The sequence below is a fragment of the Nitrosomonas sp. genome (assembly GCF_022842015.1).
Classification (GTDB): domain Bacteria; phylum Pseudomonadota; class Gammaproteobacteria; order Burkholderiales; family Nitrosomonadaceae; genus Nitrosomonas.
Genome location: NZ_JALHQJ010000033.1, coordinates 19,479 through 35,372, shown reverse-complemented (window position 1 = coordinate 35,372; position 15,894 = coordinate 19,479). Strand labels below are relative to the sequence as shown.

The 15,894-nt window shown below is 45.3% G+C and carries 14 protein-coding genes; 5 read left to right on the top strand and 9 right to left on the bottom strand.

The genetic code is table 11. The annotated features are described in order from the left end of the window. The 5 genes from Q0C11_RS07915 to Q0C11_RS07895 form a co-directional block, all read right to left on the bottom strand. Positions 1-1,097, bottom strand: a 1,097-nt coding sequence (locus tag Q0C11_RS07915; RefSeq protein ID WP_293007020.1) for a porin, incomplete at its 3' end; no start/stop codon positions are given. Between the two features lie 101 nt (positions 1,098-1,198). Then, positions 1,199-2,584, bottom strand: coding sequence for a hypothetical protein (locus Q0C11_RS07910; RefSeq protein ID WP_293007019.1), 1,386 nt, complete (start codon positions 2,582-2,584; stop codon positions 1,199-1,201). 158 nt (positions 2,585-2,742) lie between these two features. Next, a complete protein-coding gene (locus tag Q0C11_RS07905) occupies positions 2,743-4,974 on the bottom strand; it encodes an EAL domain-containing protein (RefSeq protein ID WP_293007018.1) in 2,232 nt (743 codons plus the stop codon). Positions 4,975-5,713: 739 nt separating this feature from the next. Next, positions 5,714-6,058 (bottom strand): hypothetical protein, encoded by a 345-nt coding sequence (locus tag Q0C11_RS07900; protein WP_293007017.1) that lies wholly within the window; start codon positions 6,056-6,058, stop codon positions 5,714-5,716. A gap of 286 nt (positions 6,059-6,344) precedes the next feature. Further along, positions 6,345-6,716 (bottom strand): DUF4156 domain-containing protein, encoded by a 372-nt coding sequence (locus Q0C11_RS07895; RefSeq protein ID WP_293007016.1) that lies wholly within the window; start codon positions 6,714-6,716, stop codon positions 6,345-6,347. Between the two features lie 211 nt (positions 6,717-6,927). Between Q0C11_RS07895 and Q0C11_RS07890 the strand changes: the two genes are divergently transcribed. Further along, positions 6,928-7,500, top strand: a complete 573-nt coding sequence (locus Q0C11_RS07890; protein ID WP_293007015.1) for a LemA family protein — start codon at positions 6,928-6,930, stop codon at positions 7,498-7,500. Between the two features lie 29 nt (positions 7,501-7,529). Then, positions 7,530-8,444 (top strand): GIDE domain-containing protein, encoded by a 915-nt coding sequence (locus Q0C11_RS07885; protein ID WP_293007014.1) that lies wholly within the window; start codon positions 7,530-7,532, stop codon positions 8,442-8,444. Between the two features lie 77 nt (positions 8,445-8,521). On the opposite strand, the gene Q0C11_RS07880 is transcribed toward Q0C11_RS07885, so the two are convergent. From Q0C11_RS07880 to Q0C11_RS07865, 4 genes are all read right to left on the bottom strand, one after another. Beyond that, on the bottom strand, positions 8,522-10,015 hold the full coding sequence (locus Q0C11_RS07880) for a CYTH and CHAD domain-containing protein (RefSeq protein ID WP_293007013.1): 1,494 nt from the start codon (positions 10,013-10,015) through the stop codon (positions 8,522-8,524). Between the two features lie 54 nt (positions 10,016-10,069). Beyond that, positions 10,070-10,888 carry a polyphosphate kinase 2 family protein gene (locus Q0C11_RS07875; RefSeq protein ID WP_293007012.1) on the bottom strand — a complete coding sequence of 273 codons (819 nt, stop codon included), beginning with the start codon at positions 10,886-10,888 and terminating at the stop codon, positions 10,070-10,072. Between the two features lie 42 nt (positions 10,889-10,930). Beyond that, on the bottom strand, positions 10,931-11,950 hold the full coding sequence (locus tag Q0C11_RS07870; RefSeq protein WP_293007011.1) for an isoaspartyl peptidase/L-asparaginase family protein: 1,020 nt from the start codon (positions 11,948-11,950) through the stop codon (positions 10,931-10,933). Positions 11,951-12,050: 100 nt separating this feature from the next. Further along, entirely contained in the window at positions 12,051-13,220 is a 1,170-nt protein-coding gene (locus tag Q0C11_RS07865) for a L,D-transpeptidase family protein (protein ID WP_293007010.1), read from the bottom strand. 238 nt (positions 13,221-13,458) lie between these two features. On the opposite strand from Q0C11_RS07865, the gene Q0C11_RS07860 reads away from it, so the two are divergent. The 3 genes from Q0C11_RS07860 to Q0C11_RS07850 all read left to right on the top strand — a co-directional run bounded on the left by Q0C11_RS07860 (position 13,459) and on the right by Q0C11_RS07850 (position 15,801). After that, on the top strand, positions 13,459-14,622 hold the full coding sequence (locus Q0C11_RS07860) for a hypothetical protein (RefSeq protein WP_293007009.1): 1,164 nt from the start codon (positions 13,459-13,461) through the stop codon (positions 14,620-14,622). A gap of 125 nt (positions 14,623-14,747) precedes the next feature. After that, positions 14,748-15,080, top strand: coding sequence for a hypothetical protein (locus Q0C11_RS07855; RefSeq protein WP_293007008.1), 333 nt, complete (start codon positions 14,748-14,750; stop codon positions 15,078-15,080). A 235-nt stretch (positions 15,081-15,315) separates the two neighbouring features. Further along, entirely contained in the window at positions 15,316-15,801 is a 486-nt protein-coding gene (locus tag Q0C11_RS07850; RefSeq protein WP_293007007.1) for a hypothetical protein, read from the top strand. Positions 15,802-15,894 lie beyond the last annotated feature (93 nt).

The window sequence follows — 15,894 nt, the reverse complement described above, 5'->3', positions numbered from 1 at the left end:
TTAAAGAGAACCCAGGATAATTGAATTTGAAAAGCATCATTTGCGACTTTATCACTCATGGCTCCAATCTTAATATTCTGTTGGGAAATTGTATATTCCCCCATGATCCCAAACGGGCCGGAGTGATAAAAAAGCTGCGGGCCGATTCGTTCGCGGCTGCCATCGGCAAAAGCATTTTGTGCGTATGATGCAATCGACTGTTGACCCGGTGATATAAAGATTGGCAAATGCGCATTACCTGGTTGCGCGCTGCCATATTGTGTTCCATAACTATAGGCAACGCCAAATCCCAATCCCCGGAGAAATTCGGTGTGAATATGTTTCAGCGGGTGGGAAAAAATGCGCGTAACAAAATCGATACCGCTGCTGTTTGAATTAATAACGCTATCACCAATGCCTGAACCGTTATCAACATTACCGTGAAATATACCAATCTGATATTCGGTGGTATCCCAGAGGATGTCGCCAAAAACTTGCGCGCCAATTTCGCGATTAGGTGCCAGATTGGTGGGGAAGGCTCGTTCGTTTAAAGCTAATGCGGTCGCTGACTGCAGGCGTTCCAGTCCAAACGGAGATTTGAACTTGCCAATACGAAGATTGAATGGCTTGATGTAATTACTTTCAAAAAAGGCATCCAGAATTCCCAGACTCGATTCCAGATTAGGCATAAAGTAAAAGCTGTAAACTTTACCAAACCTGACTTCAAGCACGGGTCGAATACGGCGGAAGGTAAAATTGTCATTGCTTGCTTCGCCCGCATCCTCAAAAAAAGTGCGCGAGTCGGCTTGGATAAATCCTCCTAAGCGTATTTTATTTTCGCCATTATTCCATCGATATTCTGATCCAGAATCAGTAACGAATAGTCCTGTTTTTCTTTTTTTATCCTTAGAAGATTTTTTTGTAACCGGTTGTTGTGACCGGTCTGGGATATCCTCTTGCGCATAAGCTGTGGAACTCACATAAAAAATACATGCTATGGCAATTAGGACGCTTTTTAACGGCCTCAGACGGTGTTGCCACGTCAATTGTACCTGGGACAATAATATCAGCATGAATAATTCATCGGGATGTTCGGGTCTTGCATTTGATATCCTCATGCTATCGCTATGAGCCGGACAATGAGGCATGCATTAGAATAAGGATGAGAATGTTAAATCCAGTCCTGATGTATGACCCGATAGTTTCCTGGTTCCAAAATTTACTTCGAAATAGTAATCGGCAAGCCTAGCGATTTTGTGTCCGTCACTGTTAATCGGAACAAGATATACAGCAATTGAAATGCATTGCGATTCCAGTGCGCATTTGCACTCGTTGTATCGATTGCATAATATTTTCCGTGTGAATAGGTGAATAAATTTGCTCCATCGGGCAATTTATCCGCAACGATAAGACCCAGGGTGTGACTGGGATTCTCATTGTTTGCGATGAGAGGAGTGCGCGGATCTTTTTCAACGTAATATTCGGCTTGTTCATTCAGCGCGTGAGCAAGAAAATTCAGAATTGTATGAAAACTTCTCAGCCGGAAAGCGCCTCGGATGGGCCATTCGCCTCCTGGATAACCGGGATGGATATCGAAAGCAACATCATTTTCTATCCACGGATTAATTAGGTTGTATAAATCTGCTCGCTCCTCGCAGCATAGAATATCAGGATCGTAGTTAGTAATCAGAATGGGGCCTGGCAATTGCTTACTCAATGTGTAGCTGTTTTTTTCTTCGTCATGGTGTAACGTAAAATCTTTTTCTATAGCTTGAAAGAGTCCTTCCGGAGAAATCGCGCTAGCAGGAATAGTCCAGCTGCGTTCGAATGTCAGCGGCTCAGCATACAGTTGCTTTTGATCCTGAATGGCCGAGAGATGCAGCACGATGCGGCGGAACATCTCGTATCCAGAACGATCCGATGGATTATTATGATAAGCGGTTTGTTGCAAATGTATGCGTTGCCGATTGCGCAGACGATGCTTTTGTTCTTTGGTCAGCTGAATACCCGGAAGAAACTGTTCATTGTAATTTTTTTCGTCCGAGACTATGGCTGGAAGAGTAGCGGGTTCTAAAGAATTATGATGCACGCGATGCTTGTGTCTGCGTCTTTCGATTGAAGTAATGCCAGAAGTTTCTTGCTGCCCGGTATGATGCAAGTGTACTTCTTGTGCCATCATCCGCAACATCAGATCAATATCGAAGTGTTGGCGCAGCAAAAGGGTCAACTTATGTTGACTGAATGGTGTCAGGAGGCGTTTGGTAAACTCGTCGCTGGCAATCGGATCGATGCTGAAAGTCGGATTTTCTGCGGCACCAGCGCCAAATACTGGTGCCAATAGACCGCCGCTCTCTCCGGTCAAAGCAGGTGTGGCACCCGCATTGGCGCTGAAATTGAAAGTTGCCGCAATACTAGAGACCCGAGTGAAATGCAGCGGTTCATGATGCTGGGCGCGTGCGATATTAGTCAGTAGCTGCTTGGATTCTGCGCGGATAGCGGCGTCATCATAAACTTCAACTGCTCTGCTCAATGCAATTGGTGATAAGCAGCCTGAAGATGATGAAATAAAAATAAAAAGAAGGGATATCCGCGGTAATATTTTCATGGGTGAGGGATCAGATCAGAAGCGAAAAGCCATATTTTGCATCGTGACGTGGTGATCACACTAAAAGAATTTTTTTGATATCTGACAAAAGAAGACCCGCAAAATAATAAGCATCTCCTGTGCTTAAATAGGTTAGCTGGCTAAAACATTATAATTCATCAAGGTGTTTGTTGAAGAAAAGCTTCAAAATGTTCTATAGTCAAAGGCTTGCTAAAAAAATAACCTTGTCCGTAATCGCAGCCCATGGCGATTAAAAGTTGTTTCTGCGAATCTGTTTCCACCCCTTCAGCGACGACTTTCATACCCAGACGGTGCGCCATGGTAATCACTGCTTCACATAAGATTCTGTCATTAGATTTACTATCCAGATTAGAAATGAAGGATTGGTCGATCTTAAGATAATCGATATCGAATTTTTTTAAATAAGAGAGTGACGAATAACCTGTGCCAAAATCATCAATGGCTACTTGTACTCCTGCATCGCGGAAACTTAATAATTGTTTTACGACTAATTCATGGACATCTAGCAACAAGTTTTCAGTAATTTCAACGATAATGCTTTGACCCTCCAGTTTTTTCTCATGTAAGTGATTCACCCAATCGCTCATTTTGCTGATAAATTGTTTGGGTGATTTATTAATACTAATTTGAAAATTAGTATTGTAATTGGTTTGCCACGCAGCTACCTGACTAACAGCTTGTTTGAATACCCAATCGCCTATTTCAGTTATCAGGTTGGATTCTTCTGCAATGGAAATAAATTCCATTGGATAAATTGTTCCGCGTTCTGGATGTTGCCAGCGTATTAAGGCTTCGGCTTTATGGATGTGGCCGGTTGTTAGATTTACTATGGGTTGATACATTAAAAATAGCTGTTGCTCTATTAAAGCATGGCGCAATTCATAGGCAATTCTTGATCGGGTTTCTGTTGCCTTACGCATACTGGAAGTGAAATAACTGCAGCAGTTGCGTCCATTATTTTTGGCGGTATACATGGCCTGGTCAGCGTTCTTCATCAGAATTTCCACGTTGCTCGCATCAGCAGGGAAAAATGTCACACCAATACTTGCCGTGACATAGGCTAACTTATTATTCAAATAAAATGGCTTAGTCAATTCCAGTAAAATCAGCTGGATTATTCTTTCCGCACAGCTCTGATCAGTGAGTCCGTTTAGAATAATAGTGAATTCATCGCCGCCCAGGCGTGCAACCGTATCGGTTTCTCGAACACATTCATTGAGCCGCTTTGCTGCTTCTATAAGCAGAGCATCGCCAACACTGTGTCCAAACGAATCATTGACTTCCTTGAATCGGTCGAGATCGATAAACAGCACCGCTAAGAATGTTCCTGCACGAGAGACATTTTTTATGTCATGGCTTAGCCTGTCATAAAACATATTGCGGTTTGGTAAGCCGGTTAACGAATCATAGTTTGCTTGCCGCCATATAATTTCATCCGATTTCTTCTTATCTGTGATATTAGAAAAATTAATGAGATAGTAACAGCTCGAACCATTGTTATTCGATACCGAAGTGATGGTTGACCATGCCGGGTATTCTTGTCCATACTTGTGCCTATTCCACACTTCACCTTGCCAGTGGCCAGATTGTTTAACACTTAGCCAGATTTTTTGGAAAAACTTAGCACTGTGCCTAATGGATGCTACGATTGATGTGGGCTTGCCTACTATCTCCTCTGCGCTAAAGCCGGTTATTGTATTCAGCGCTTTATTAATAGAAATGATGATCTTATCCTTATTGGCAATCATGATTGCCTCAGGGCTATTTTCAAAAACTTTACTGGAAAGATACAATTGCTCGTTCATTTTTTGTTGCTCTAATGCAATTCCAATAATGAACGATCCAATTTGAAGCAATTTACGGTGAAATACGCTCGGCAAGCGATGCTCAAAACTGGAAAGCGCAAACGAGCCGATACATTCGCCACCTTTACTACGCACGGGCATTGACCAGCAGGAAAGAATATTAAAATCGATGGCTATTTCTCGGATACTTTGCCAACGTGGATCATCGAGCGTACTTTCTATGAAGACTGCTTCTTGACGAAAAACTGCATTGCCGCAAGATCCCGTTTCAGGACCAGGACGCAGACCATTGAGCTGTGCGATACATTTTGTCGGAATACTGGGTGCCGCGAACACATTCATGCATTGCTTGCCTTTGTCCAATAGCATGACTGATGCCACTGCATTGTCCAAGAGTTGCTCTATCAACAGGCAGATTTTTTCACAAATTGCTTTGTAATTATTTCCCAATACGATTAACTCAAGAATCTCCTGTTGGAACTGAAGAATCTTGCTTTGCTCAAGATTGGTGAGATCAAAATAACTGGCTGGGGCAGTGATCTGTTGAGTTATGTCTTTATTCACAGCGTTCTAATTTCCCCCCCCTCATTCTATGCAATGTGGTCTGTTGCATGGATTATGAGAATTAAAGTGATTTAACGTGATGTAAATTTAACTCTTGGATATAAGTGAGTGTAAATTATACGTAAATTAGTCAAGTGCTCAAGGTTTATCGTTCGTTTTTTTTCGCCTGTTTAATTAAGTCATTGATTGCAAGTTATTTCCTGTGTTGGTGATAGTTTCACTGTTAACGGCTGGATATATCGATTGGGTGGATTCAAATTTTAATGCAACTTTTTCTGACAAATTTGTCTGGATTGCACATTCTCAATTTATGAGAAAATGACGCATAGTAAGATGCCACGTGAAGGAGAGGGATTGATGCCTCTGTCAGTAGAAGCGCTAGCATCGGATCGATAATAAATTCTTCGAAAACGATTCTAATCGATTAAAAAAGACTGCCCTTCAATCCAGGGAGTTAATATTCCCAGCAAGGATTTTGGATTCATGTGCTTTGTTCTGGGTTTTTCCGACGATGAGCGTGCACAAAATTTTTATAGGGCAGTCGGTGTGGTAATTATCTTGGTTGGTGCGCTGACAGATTATCAGAATCAGAGGCTGACAAGAGACTGAAAAATTTTAAACGGAAGTGAGTTTTGAGATTTCGGATTTATTGTGTTGAGTCACGCTAACGACCAAGTCATTATTGCATTCAGTTGTTAGCGTGACCTTCAGTCATTGCCGATTAGTATCGAAGCGCTGTTTACTTACTGCTGTCAGCACTGTCAACTTTTTCCTCTAATGTATCGCCAGCCTCTTCAATTTTTTCTTCTAATGTATCGCTGGCTTCTTCAACTTTTTCTGCGGTATTTTCAACTGCTTCGTCAATTTCCTTACCGGCTTGTTCGGCAGGCCCTTCAAACGAACTTTCAATTTCTTCAATTTTCTCAGATACTTTTTCTATAACTTCATTAACCGCTTTTTTGCCGCTATCTATGGATTGATCGATTTCTTTACCTATGTTTTCAGCAGTACCTTCTTGTCCCGAGCAGCTCACTAATAGTAGAGATAAAAAAGCCACTGAAAGGGATAAAATTAATTTGTTCATGACAACCTCGTTTACAAATGAATAGTGTGGGTTTTGCAACCCCGTTTATTTAGATATCTCTGAGCGCTGATGTGAGATTCTGCTAATTAAACATTTTATATTATCTGGCTTTCCAGAATAATGATAAAAAATTAAGTTAAAGAATATGGCTCGAGACGTGGCATAGTAACACTCATCGAATATTTCAACAAATTTCCTCAAAAGTAAATATTTAAGGAAAATCAAATGGATCACGTTTGAAGGCAGGCGCAAGTGAGTGATGATCAGCTTCAATTCTTACTTAGCTTCAATGACATCGATAAACGTTTCCGATATATAGGATTTCCTTATCAAAGCCGGGAATTTCATATCTGCCGGAGTTGTTGGAATGGACAATATGCACATTATTTCCTCCCAATTTTTTCGCCTCATTGGTTAAATTGCTCCTGGCTTTGATCAGTCGCTCGGTATAAGACATGGTATCGTTTTCGGTTTCACTTTCTTTTGAAGATCCTTTCACCTCTCCGAGTAACTCGCAGCCTTCAGGGCCGGATTTTCCGAGCATGATAGTGACGGTTTTGCTTTCCTCGGGCTGTGCTGAAACTTCAGCGCAGCCAATAATGATCAGTAAAACCAATAATTTTTTGATTAATTGGCATGATGGTTTTGAAACATGCATGAGTAACTCCTAATACTTGATTGCAGCTATAAATTCAAAAAACATAAATAAACACGATATCATTCGTCAATCGCTCATGATCAGGACAAGTATTGCAGAATTTTAGTATTCGATGCAATGAAATAAAGCCACTACCTGTATCTTTTCAATCAAGATATGGATGGATATCTAAGGTATATTGGGTTTTATGTAATTTATAGAAGGAGTGACGTTGGACATTATTTTCTATATTTCTATCGCAGCGTTGGCCATTGCTTTTGTATATGGCGTCATGCTCTATAACAGCTTGGTGGATATTAAACATTCCGTGTCCCAGGCTTGGTCGAATATTGATATTCTTTTGAAGCAGCGTCACGATGAGCTTCCCAAACTGGTTGAAACCTGCAAGCAATATATGGGTTTTGAGCAGGAAACGCTCAAGCAGGTGATTGCGGCACGTTCACAGGTGGCCAGCGCGCGGGAGGCGGGTAATATCGGCGCATTGGGTGCTGCGGAAAGTACCTTGCGCATTGGGTTGGGCAATCTGTTTGCTGTTGCGGAAGACTATCCGGAATTGAAAGCCAGTGAGAAGTTTCAACACTTGCAAGTGCGTATTACCGGGCTGGAAAACAGCATCGCAGATCGTCGTGAGTTTTACAATGAAGCGGTCAAAATTAATAATGTGCGGATTGAGCAATTTCCTGATGCCATCATTGCTCATTGGTTTAAATTCAAACCACGCGATTTGCTGGAATTTAGCGATGCTGATAAACAGGATGTCAATATCGCTAAATTGTTCGGTTAATAGTTTGTTTTAGCATGATTCCCTTGCCGATGGGATTTACACCCGAAGAATTCCAATTTGCGCTGGGCGCATCGATATTGGTTGCGCTGCTTAATTTCTATTTCTTTACTCGTAATTGGAAACGATTGCGGATCATTGAGAATACGCCGACCGCCAAGCTACGTTCCGCGCATCAGGGTTATATTGAATTGGAGGGAAAGGGGCAGTTGGTTGATGATCAACCCATACATGCGCCGCTATCGAACCATCCGTGTCTTTGGTATCGCAGCCAAATCGAGCAGCAGGAATCTTTTGTCGAAAAGGGTCGCGCGCAAACTCGATGGAATGTCGTGTACAAAACTATCAGCGATCATCGGTTCAAATTAACAGATGGCGTAAGCAGTTGTTTTGTGGATCCCCGCGGTGCGGAAGTCAGTGGCGATGAGAAATTGGTATGGTACGGCAATACCGAATGGCCTACTCGTACGCAAATACTGGAAAGTCAGTCAATCGTTTATGCAATGGCCAACGGTTATCGTTACACCGAATGGCTGGTGCTGCCGGGTCAATCACTGTATATACTGGGACAATTCAGTGCCTGGTCTGCTACAACGCAGAAATCAGTTCGGGACGTAATGATCAATCTGATCAACGATTGGAAACAAGATCAGCCGGCATTGCGGGAACGATTTGATACCAATCAGGACGGTAATATTGATCAGGAAGAATGGGAGACCGCGCGTCAGGAAGCGCGATCCGAAGCGCAACAGATTCACGACCAGCTGGTTTTGGAACCGGACACGAACATTATCGCAAAGTCGAATAACTCGGCGCGGCCTTTTATTATATCGGTATATCCTCAGGCGTTATTGGCCCGGAAATATCGCAGCAATGCCTGCCTCGCTTTGGTGGGATGCGTAGTATCTGTCTGTATTGTTGCGTGGTTATTGCACTCACATGGATGACCGTTCGAGATAAGCCGAGTGAAACTTGTGTATCGGTATTTAAATTCTGAATTCTCGCAGTGAGATTCTGAGCGTGCCTAGCGCCAAAATAATTTGGATCGTGCCAGCCGCCGCCAAACTGCAGTGGGTAAATGTGCACGCTGCGCAGCTGCAAACTCCAATGCACCACTCAGCCGACCGAGCTCAAAGCCAAGCATGACCGTTTTTTTCGGGAGTTTGTGGAGTAATTGCTGGCCGATAATCAGATCGTTGGTATATCCCAATTCATTCTGTAATGCCGATAAAGCGACAATGAAATGATCAGCGCGTTTGCCGTAGATCGGCGCGAAAGCATCGGCTACGTAACGCAGCTTCTTGGCAGCGATGCGTGCCTTATGACGACCGCTGGCATCCAATTTGGCGAAGCCATGACAACTTTTGCGTAGTTTTTGCCAACGTTTGTCGAGAACTGCCTTGGCCCATGTTTTTGCCTCTTGTTGTTGGGCTTCAGTAGGTGTGGCAGATAAAAGGCTGCGGCCGATATCGAGCACGAGCCGGGTAAATTCGGGCTTGCTCAATATCTCTTGCGATTGCTGGCGAGCAAGTGTGGCAGTATTTTGCAATAAAGCGGAGGCTGTATCGTCAATCTCGATATTTCCTGTGGATGATTCCAGAATCAACAGAATCTCAGGCAAAATTTCCTGCTGAAATACATCCCAGTCGCGCGCCGGATTCAGCGCCTGCATCAACGCGCGTAGTGGTCGATTCCAGTCGGGTATTGCTTGCCCTAGTGATTTCGCTAGTCGCGCGCCAGTGTGCAAACGGCGCAAGGCAACACGGAGTTGATGCAGATATTCAGTGTCGTGCGCATTTTCCAGAAAGCCTGGCACGTTGGCGGACAATTGTACCAGCGCGGCTTGCAGGATTGCATTCCAGGCATCTTTAGTCGGCTGTTTTTTTTCAATCATCGGTTGAACCGCTTTGACTGGAGCAGGAGTCACTGCGTTGCTCAGAATATAGCCGCGTTCAGCTTTGCTGCGGGGCTCAACATGAAGCGATACGTGTTCCAGCAATCGTGTTGCCACATCGAACAGAAATTCAGGTGTTCCTGATTTAAGCTCGATTTCAACTTCGCAAATATTGCTGCAGGCATCTCCGGCATAGATGTTTCCGCTATCGAGAGCTACCTCGACTTGTGCTTGCGCACTATCAATTAGCCAAGTGGCGCGCTGAAATTCAGTAGTAAATACCGGTGCGATGCGCTTGAGCTTGATACCAGCGAGCAGATCCAGCGCTACTGGCGGCAATGCGGAGAAATCCGGATGTTTGCCATCAATGACCGTTACTTCCCACTCTGGACGGCTTGTTAATGCACCAACCGATTGTGATTCGGTTTTTAGTGTCTGAACCCACCGATTATTCACGTAGCGCAAACGCAAAGCAATGCCGCGCCGCATGAGGTCAAATTTCTCAGTATCGAAATAAATACTCAACAGTGGGTGTTGCTCCGACGTGGCTGCGGTTAACAGGGGGTGGCGCTGGAGCCGCGCTCGATGGCGTGGATGCAGGGCTAGTTTCAGTTCGACTTCCATGACGGACTCCTTACCTTGAATGCCGTAGGCTAATGCGGCTAGAAAGATTTGTAATTATTCAATCTTCAATGTTTTAAAGTTGATGTCTGCGGGGGCCGGCGGCGTTTTTAACTTCATACTCTCCAGTGCCTTCACGACATGGTGGGCGATGACCAAATTGCGATACCATTTGTGGTTGGCCGGTACGATATGCCAAGGTGCGGCATCGGTGCTGGTGGCCGCCAGCATGGCCTCAAACGCATTTTGATAATTTTTCCAGAATTTCCGTTCCTCCAGATCTCCGGCGTTAAACTTCCAGCGTTTTTCCGGATTGTTGATGCGTTCTTCCAGGCGTTTTTTCTGCTCATCTTTTGAAATATGCAGAAAAAACTTCAATATCACCGTACCATTTTCGGATAATAATTCCTCGAATTCCTTGATCTGATTAAACCGTTGCTTGACCGCCTTGTCTGATATCAACCCATGCACGCGAGTAATCAACACATCCTCGTAATGCGAGCGATTGAAAATGCCAATCTGTCCCTTGGCCGGCGCTTTCTGATGCACGCGCCACAGAAAATCATGACCAAGCTCTTCTGCAGAAGGAGTTTTGAACGTCACTACCTTGCATCCCTGCGGATTGACACCGGACATCACATGCTTGATTGCGCCATCCTTGCCACTGGTATCCATCCCCTGTAATACGATCAACAGTGCTCGGTCACCGTTAGCGTACAAACGTTCTTGTAGCTCGCTCAATTGGTCGGTTAATTTTTCTGTGACGGCTTTGGCTTTCTTCTTGTCTTGCCTGCTTTTCTCATAACTACCGGTATCGTCGGGATCGCATTGTAATAGCTGGAGTTTGCTGCCGGGTTTTACTGGGTAGTTTTTCATCTTAGTGGATTCTTTGTCCGTTAATCTGGAGATATTTGACTGTTATTTACGGGAATTCTCTTGCGGTATTTCATTCCCAGCATAAATCCCTGTCCATGCAATGCCATCGTTGCCGATAGCGCCGCGGTACATGCCTTTGGTATTGAACCGCATGGTATATTGACCTTTGGCATCGAGAACGATCAAACCGCCATCGCCACCGATAGCGGCGATTTCTTCCAACACATTGTCGGCTGCTTCGGCAATGGGAGTGCGCAGTAAGCGAACCTGCGCCGCCGTGTTGAATGCAGCTGCGGCGCGGATGAACATTTCTCCGGTGCCGGTTGCGGATACCGCAACCGAACGGTTATCCGCATAGGTTCCGGCACCAATGATGGGGGAGTCTCCAACGCGTCCAAAACGTTTGTTGGTGAATCCGCCGGTTGATGTGCCGGCGGCAAGATTGCCATGATAATCCAATGCGACAGCACCGACGGTTCCGCGTTTTTCATCCTTACCGGATTGCGGTGCATTGGGGTCGACATCGGCATCATGATCGCGCAGCATGCGATCCTCAGTAATTGCTTTTTGCAGTTGCTTCCAGCGGAATTCGGTGTGGAAATAGGAGGGATCGACGATTTCCAGTCCTTGTTCGGTGGCAAAGGTATCGGCACCTTGGCCTATCAGCATGACATGGGCGCTCTGGGTCATCACTGCGTGTGCAGCGCGAATCGGGTTGCGAATTGTGGTGACACCTGCGACGGCGCCTGCCATGCGTGTAGCGCCATCCATGAGCGATGCATCCAGTTCAATGTGCCCGGCATGAGTGAATACTGCGCCTTTGCCGGCATTGAACAATGGTGAATCTTCCATTACCGCAATCGCTGCAATCACAGCATCAATGCTGCTGCCGCCGACCTTGAGTATGGCATAGCCAGCAGCCAGTGATTGCGTCAGCACTTGGGTATGCGCTTGTTCACGCTCCACGGTCAGTTTGCCGCGCTCCATCCCGCCTGCGCCACCATGAATCAATAGTCGGATCGGCGGCGTGTCAGCTTGAGCTAAATTTGATTGTAAAGTCATCGGGAGCAGGATCAGAAAGTAAATGAGCGTATGTATCGCAGCCCCTTCAAATTGATTTGTGAATGTGCGCTGCCGAATTCTTGAGGGAAACGTACTGAACTTATCGAGTACGAACTTCGTCTCTATCGGCCATCTCTATGACTGCGGCTGCTGTTAAATGTCCATCCATGTTTCCGTCCCAGGTTGCATTGAACGGCAGCGTGTTTTGTACACGTTTTGCAAAATCAATGTAGGCTTGCAGTGTCAACTCAGGTTGTGTGACTGGCGTCGCAATCGTACGTGGATTCTGAATGACTTCATTGAGTAGAGCCTGGTTGATCTGAACCTGAGGCCGTAAATCAAGCTTTGCTTTGGACGATGCGTGCGCAGCACTCAATGAATTCTTAAGCAATGTGGTGTGATTGCGCTTATCGTCTTCTAAAATGGCATAGCTTTGCAAATACAGCGTGTTATCGCGCCAGCCAAGCAGATAAGGCTGATTGACCACGCGAACCGGTGTACCTACCGGCACATCGTTATAAATGAATGCGATGTCTTCTGGATACATGCGCAGGCAGCCGTGACTGCCACGTAAGCCAACGCTGGGTGGTTTGTCGGTGCCATGGATGGCGTAGCTCGGCCAGGCGAGTCTGAGTACATAAGCACCCATTGGATTGTCAGGTCCCGGTGGTACGATGGCAGGAAGTGGATTGCCGTTTTTGGCATATTCTTTGCGAATGGAGGGGGTTGGTATCCAACTGGGATTCTCGTTCTTGGCGGTGATCCGTGTCATGCCTTCCGGTGTTTTCCATTCCACGCGCCCGATACCGACCGGATGCGTAATGACCCTTTGTGGTTCTCCCGCTTTGGTTCGTGGAAAATAAAACAACCGCATTGCGGCGAGATTGATCACAATGCCCTGATGTGGTGCATCCGGCAACACAAACTGGGTTGGGATCACGATTTTTGTGCCTGCTTTCGGTAACCAGGGATCGACTTGAGGGTTGGCGCTGACGATTTCTTCATAACCCAGGTTAAAGCGCCGAGCGATATCGGAAAGTGTATCGTCCTCGTGGGCGGTGATGATTTGTAATTTACCCACTACATCTTCACGGGCAGAATCGAAACTGTATTCATGGCTGGCAATCGGCATGGGCAATGAACGAACCGCTGGATTGGTTGATTTCGTTGTTTGGGTTAAGAATGATTGGCAGCCGGTTAAAAGGAAAAAACTGCCGAGAAAGCCGTATGTCAGAATATAATACAGCAATGGTGAAAGTGTTTTAGTCATCCGGGTCATGAGAGTCACGAAGCAATAGAGTCATCAATGGTACGTCAATTTACAGGTTTTTTCCTCATGGCTCAATCATTCTAGCCATCAATCGAGTTTCGTTGGTTAGAAAGTGTGCAGTGTGAAGACTGAAATATTTCACAGAAATATTCATAGGCTACTAGTAAGACACGCGTGTAAGTGTGCTTAACTTGATGGCATTGTATTCATTTCACCTACTGATTTAACAGGACAACAAATGCGTCATCAGCCCGATTTATTTTCCAGCGAGATTGAGGATATAGATCAGAAAACCTCAGGCGACTCTGCGACGGCACTCAAATTGACGCCGCAGAATGATCGGTTATCACCAAGTCAACAGCGCTTTAACCGGCTACTTGAGCGTATTGATAAATTGAAAGTGCAACTGGTTGAAATGCAGGTGATGCGTGATGCGCATCGCCCTGTGTACCATCAGAAACTGACACCATTGCGTGAGCGCTATAACCAGTGTGTGCGCGAAATGGTGCTTTTGCTGGATAGCCGATTGCAGCGCAAAGGTTTAAGTGCCCTGCAACAACGCATTGCCGCGACCATACTTTGCAATCTCAGCATGCAGCTGATTGTTCAAGGGGACGAGGAAATGAAAGCGTTGCACGATAAGCACAGCAGAGAAAGTTTGGAGCAGAAAGAGCAGGCCACCATGATGGACATGCGTGAAATGATGGAAGATATGCTGGGTGAACCGCTGCCCGATGACGAGTCGTTGGACTCTGCGCAAGACGTATTTAGAGCAGGCATGGAACGTTTGCGAGAAGCGGAAGCAGCAGAACAGGAAGCGCGGCAACGGGCTCGGTTTCGCAAAAAGAAACCCAGCGCAGCTCAGCTCCAGGCCATAGCAGATCAGGAAGCGGCGGAAATCACACTGCGCAAGGTTTTTCGGCAACTGGCCAGTGCCTTGCATCCCGACCGCGCTATTGATTCCGAGGAACGTGACCGAAAAACAGTGCTAATGAGCGAAGCCAATGCCGCTTACGATCGCCGTGATTTGGTAGCCCTGCTGCAGATCCAACTGCGGGCTGAACTAACGGACATTGCATCCATTGCCAAAATGGCGGAAGAGAAAATTGCTGCGTTGACGCTGTTACTCAAACAGCAAGTCCAGGAATTAGAAAGCGAGTTGCAACAGCAGCGTCACGATGCGCGTCATGAATTTGGCCTCAAATCCTATGAAACGGTGAGTGTAGCTAACCTGCATCGCAGTCTCAGAACTGAGGAATCATGTTTCGAGAGAGACTTGATCGCGATGCAACAGGATTTGCAACAACTGACTGATGACAAGTACTTCAAGCGCTGGTTAAAAGATCAAAAACGGCTATCGGAGGAACCTCGAGTCGATGTTTTTGATGATTGGCAGTATTGAATTTCTCGGAAAAATGTGTACCTGCCGTTGATGAAATCAGACTATTATGTTGGAATAGCATGGAACTTTGAGTGGTTGCAAGAGGTGTCGGTATTTAAAATTGCATCATAATCAGGAGAAGAGTAATGACTGAACAAAACGAGGTGCCGGTCGCGAATAAGGCGGAGGCAGTCGGAAGCCAGGCAGCAATGCAGGTCAATGTCAGGATGCAACAGGGTGAGCATACTGGTCAGCCACTATATTCTAATTTTGCTTCGGTTCAGGGGGGGCAAGGAATTGTTATTATGGATTTTGGCTTCCTTGATCCTCAGACCATGCATACGCTGAATCGACTGGTGCGTTCGGGCGAGAAAGTGCCGAATACTGTCGGAGCAAGAATGTCGTGCCGGATCGCTCTGAGTATTGAAGCTGCAAACAATTTAGCGCATCAACTGAATCAATTGCTGCAAAAAAAATAGCGGGAAGTTTCTAATTTTATGTTTGGGTAATTGGTGTTAAGAGCGGGTGCGTAGTTTAAAAGGCCGTTGAAAAACTAACTGCATTGCCGCTGCGGTGTTAAAAACAAGTTCAAAGTGCTCATTTATTAGGCATAAACTGCACTTTTTTACCTGTTTTTTGTCTTGCATCAGCTGCTGCGAAAACATTTTTCAACGACTTGCTAATGTGATTAATATTATTTAATTGGGGAAACACATGGCTGATGAAAAAGAAATTTTGACTCCGGACAAAAATGAGAAAACACAACAAACGACGAAAAAGGTTAGTATCAAGATGTTACCGAATGAACATGCGGGACAGCCATTGTATTCCAATTTTTCGACTGTGAATGCTGGGCAGGGTGTTGTGCTTGTCGATTTTGGTTTTCTTGATCCACAGAACCTAAGCATTTTGAATCAAATGGCTATATCGGGCGAAAAATTGCCGGATGCGATCAATGTGAAATTGTCCAGCAGGATGGCGGTTAGTATTGATACAGCCCATCATTTATCGCAGCAGCTTAATCAATTACTCAGCACTAAGCCTCCGGAGGCAGTTGTGCAAAGTCAGCACAACACGAATGAGCAAAACAAGAATGATCCACCGGTATCGACTGATTCAAGTGCGGGGGTGGATAGCCTGGATACTCAGAAAAGTGATAAAGGCGGTTTTCGGTTTCCCTGGTCGAAGAAGACACACTAACTATCAACATCAATTCAGGGGCACCTCAAGTCAATCAGACAATTTGAAAATTGGGTTCGTCTGATTGACTCAAAAATCAAAGCTGAATAGTAC

Coding starts and splice junctions, on each gene's coding strand:
- Q0C11_RS07870 (WP_293007011.1), bottom strand. CDS start 11,950: ATGACTTTACAATCAAATTTAGCTCAAGCTGACACGCCGCCGATCCGA.
- Q0C11_RS07860 (WP_293007009.1), top strand. CDS start 13,459: ATGCGTCATCAGCCCGATTTATTTTCCAGCGAGATTGAGGATATAGAT.
- Q0C11_RS07910 (WP_293007019.1), bottom strand. CDS start 2,584: ATGAAAATATTACCGCGGATATCCCTTCTTTTTATTTTTATTTCATCA.
- Q0C11_RS07885 (WP_293007014.1), top strand. CDS start 7,530: ATGGGATTTACACCCGAAGAATTCCAATTTGCGCTGGGCGCATCGATA.
- Q0C11_RS07900 (WP_293007017.1), bottom strand. CDS start 6,058: ATGAACAAATTAATTTTATCCCTTTCAGTGGCTTTTTTATCTCTACTA.
- Q0C11_RS07880 (WP_293007013.1), bottom strand. CDS start 10,015: ATGGAAGTCGAACTGAAACTAGCCCTGCATCCACGCCATCGAGCGCGG.
- Q0C11_RS07855 (WP_293007008.1), top strand. CDS start 14,748: ATGACTGAACAAAACGAGGTGCCGGTCGCGAATAAGGCGGAGGCAGTC.
- Q0C11_RS07850 (WP_293007007.1), top strand. CDS start 15,316: ATGGCTGATGAAAAAGAAATTTTGACTCCGGACAAAAATGAGAAAACA.
- Q0C11_RS07875 (WP_293007012.1), bottom strand. CDS start 10,888: ATGAAAAACTACCCAGTAAAACCCGGCAGCAAACTCCAGCTATTACAA.
- Q0C11_RS07895 (WP_293007016.1), bottom strand. CDS start 6,716: ATGCATGTTTCAAAACCATCATGCCAATTAATCAAAAAATTATTGGTT.
- Q0C11_RS07865 (WP_293007010.1), bottom strand. CDS start 13,220: ATGACTAAAACACTTTCACCATTGCTGTATTATATTCTGACATACGGC.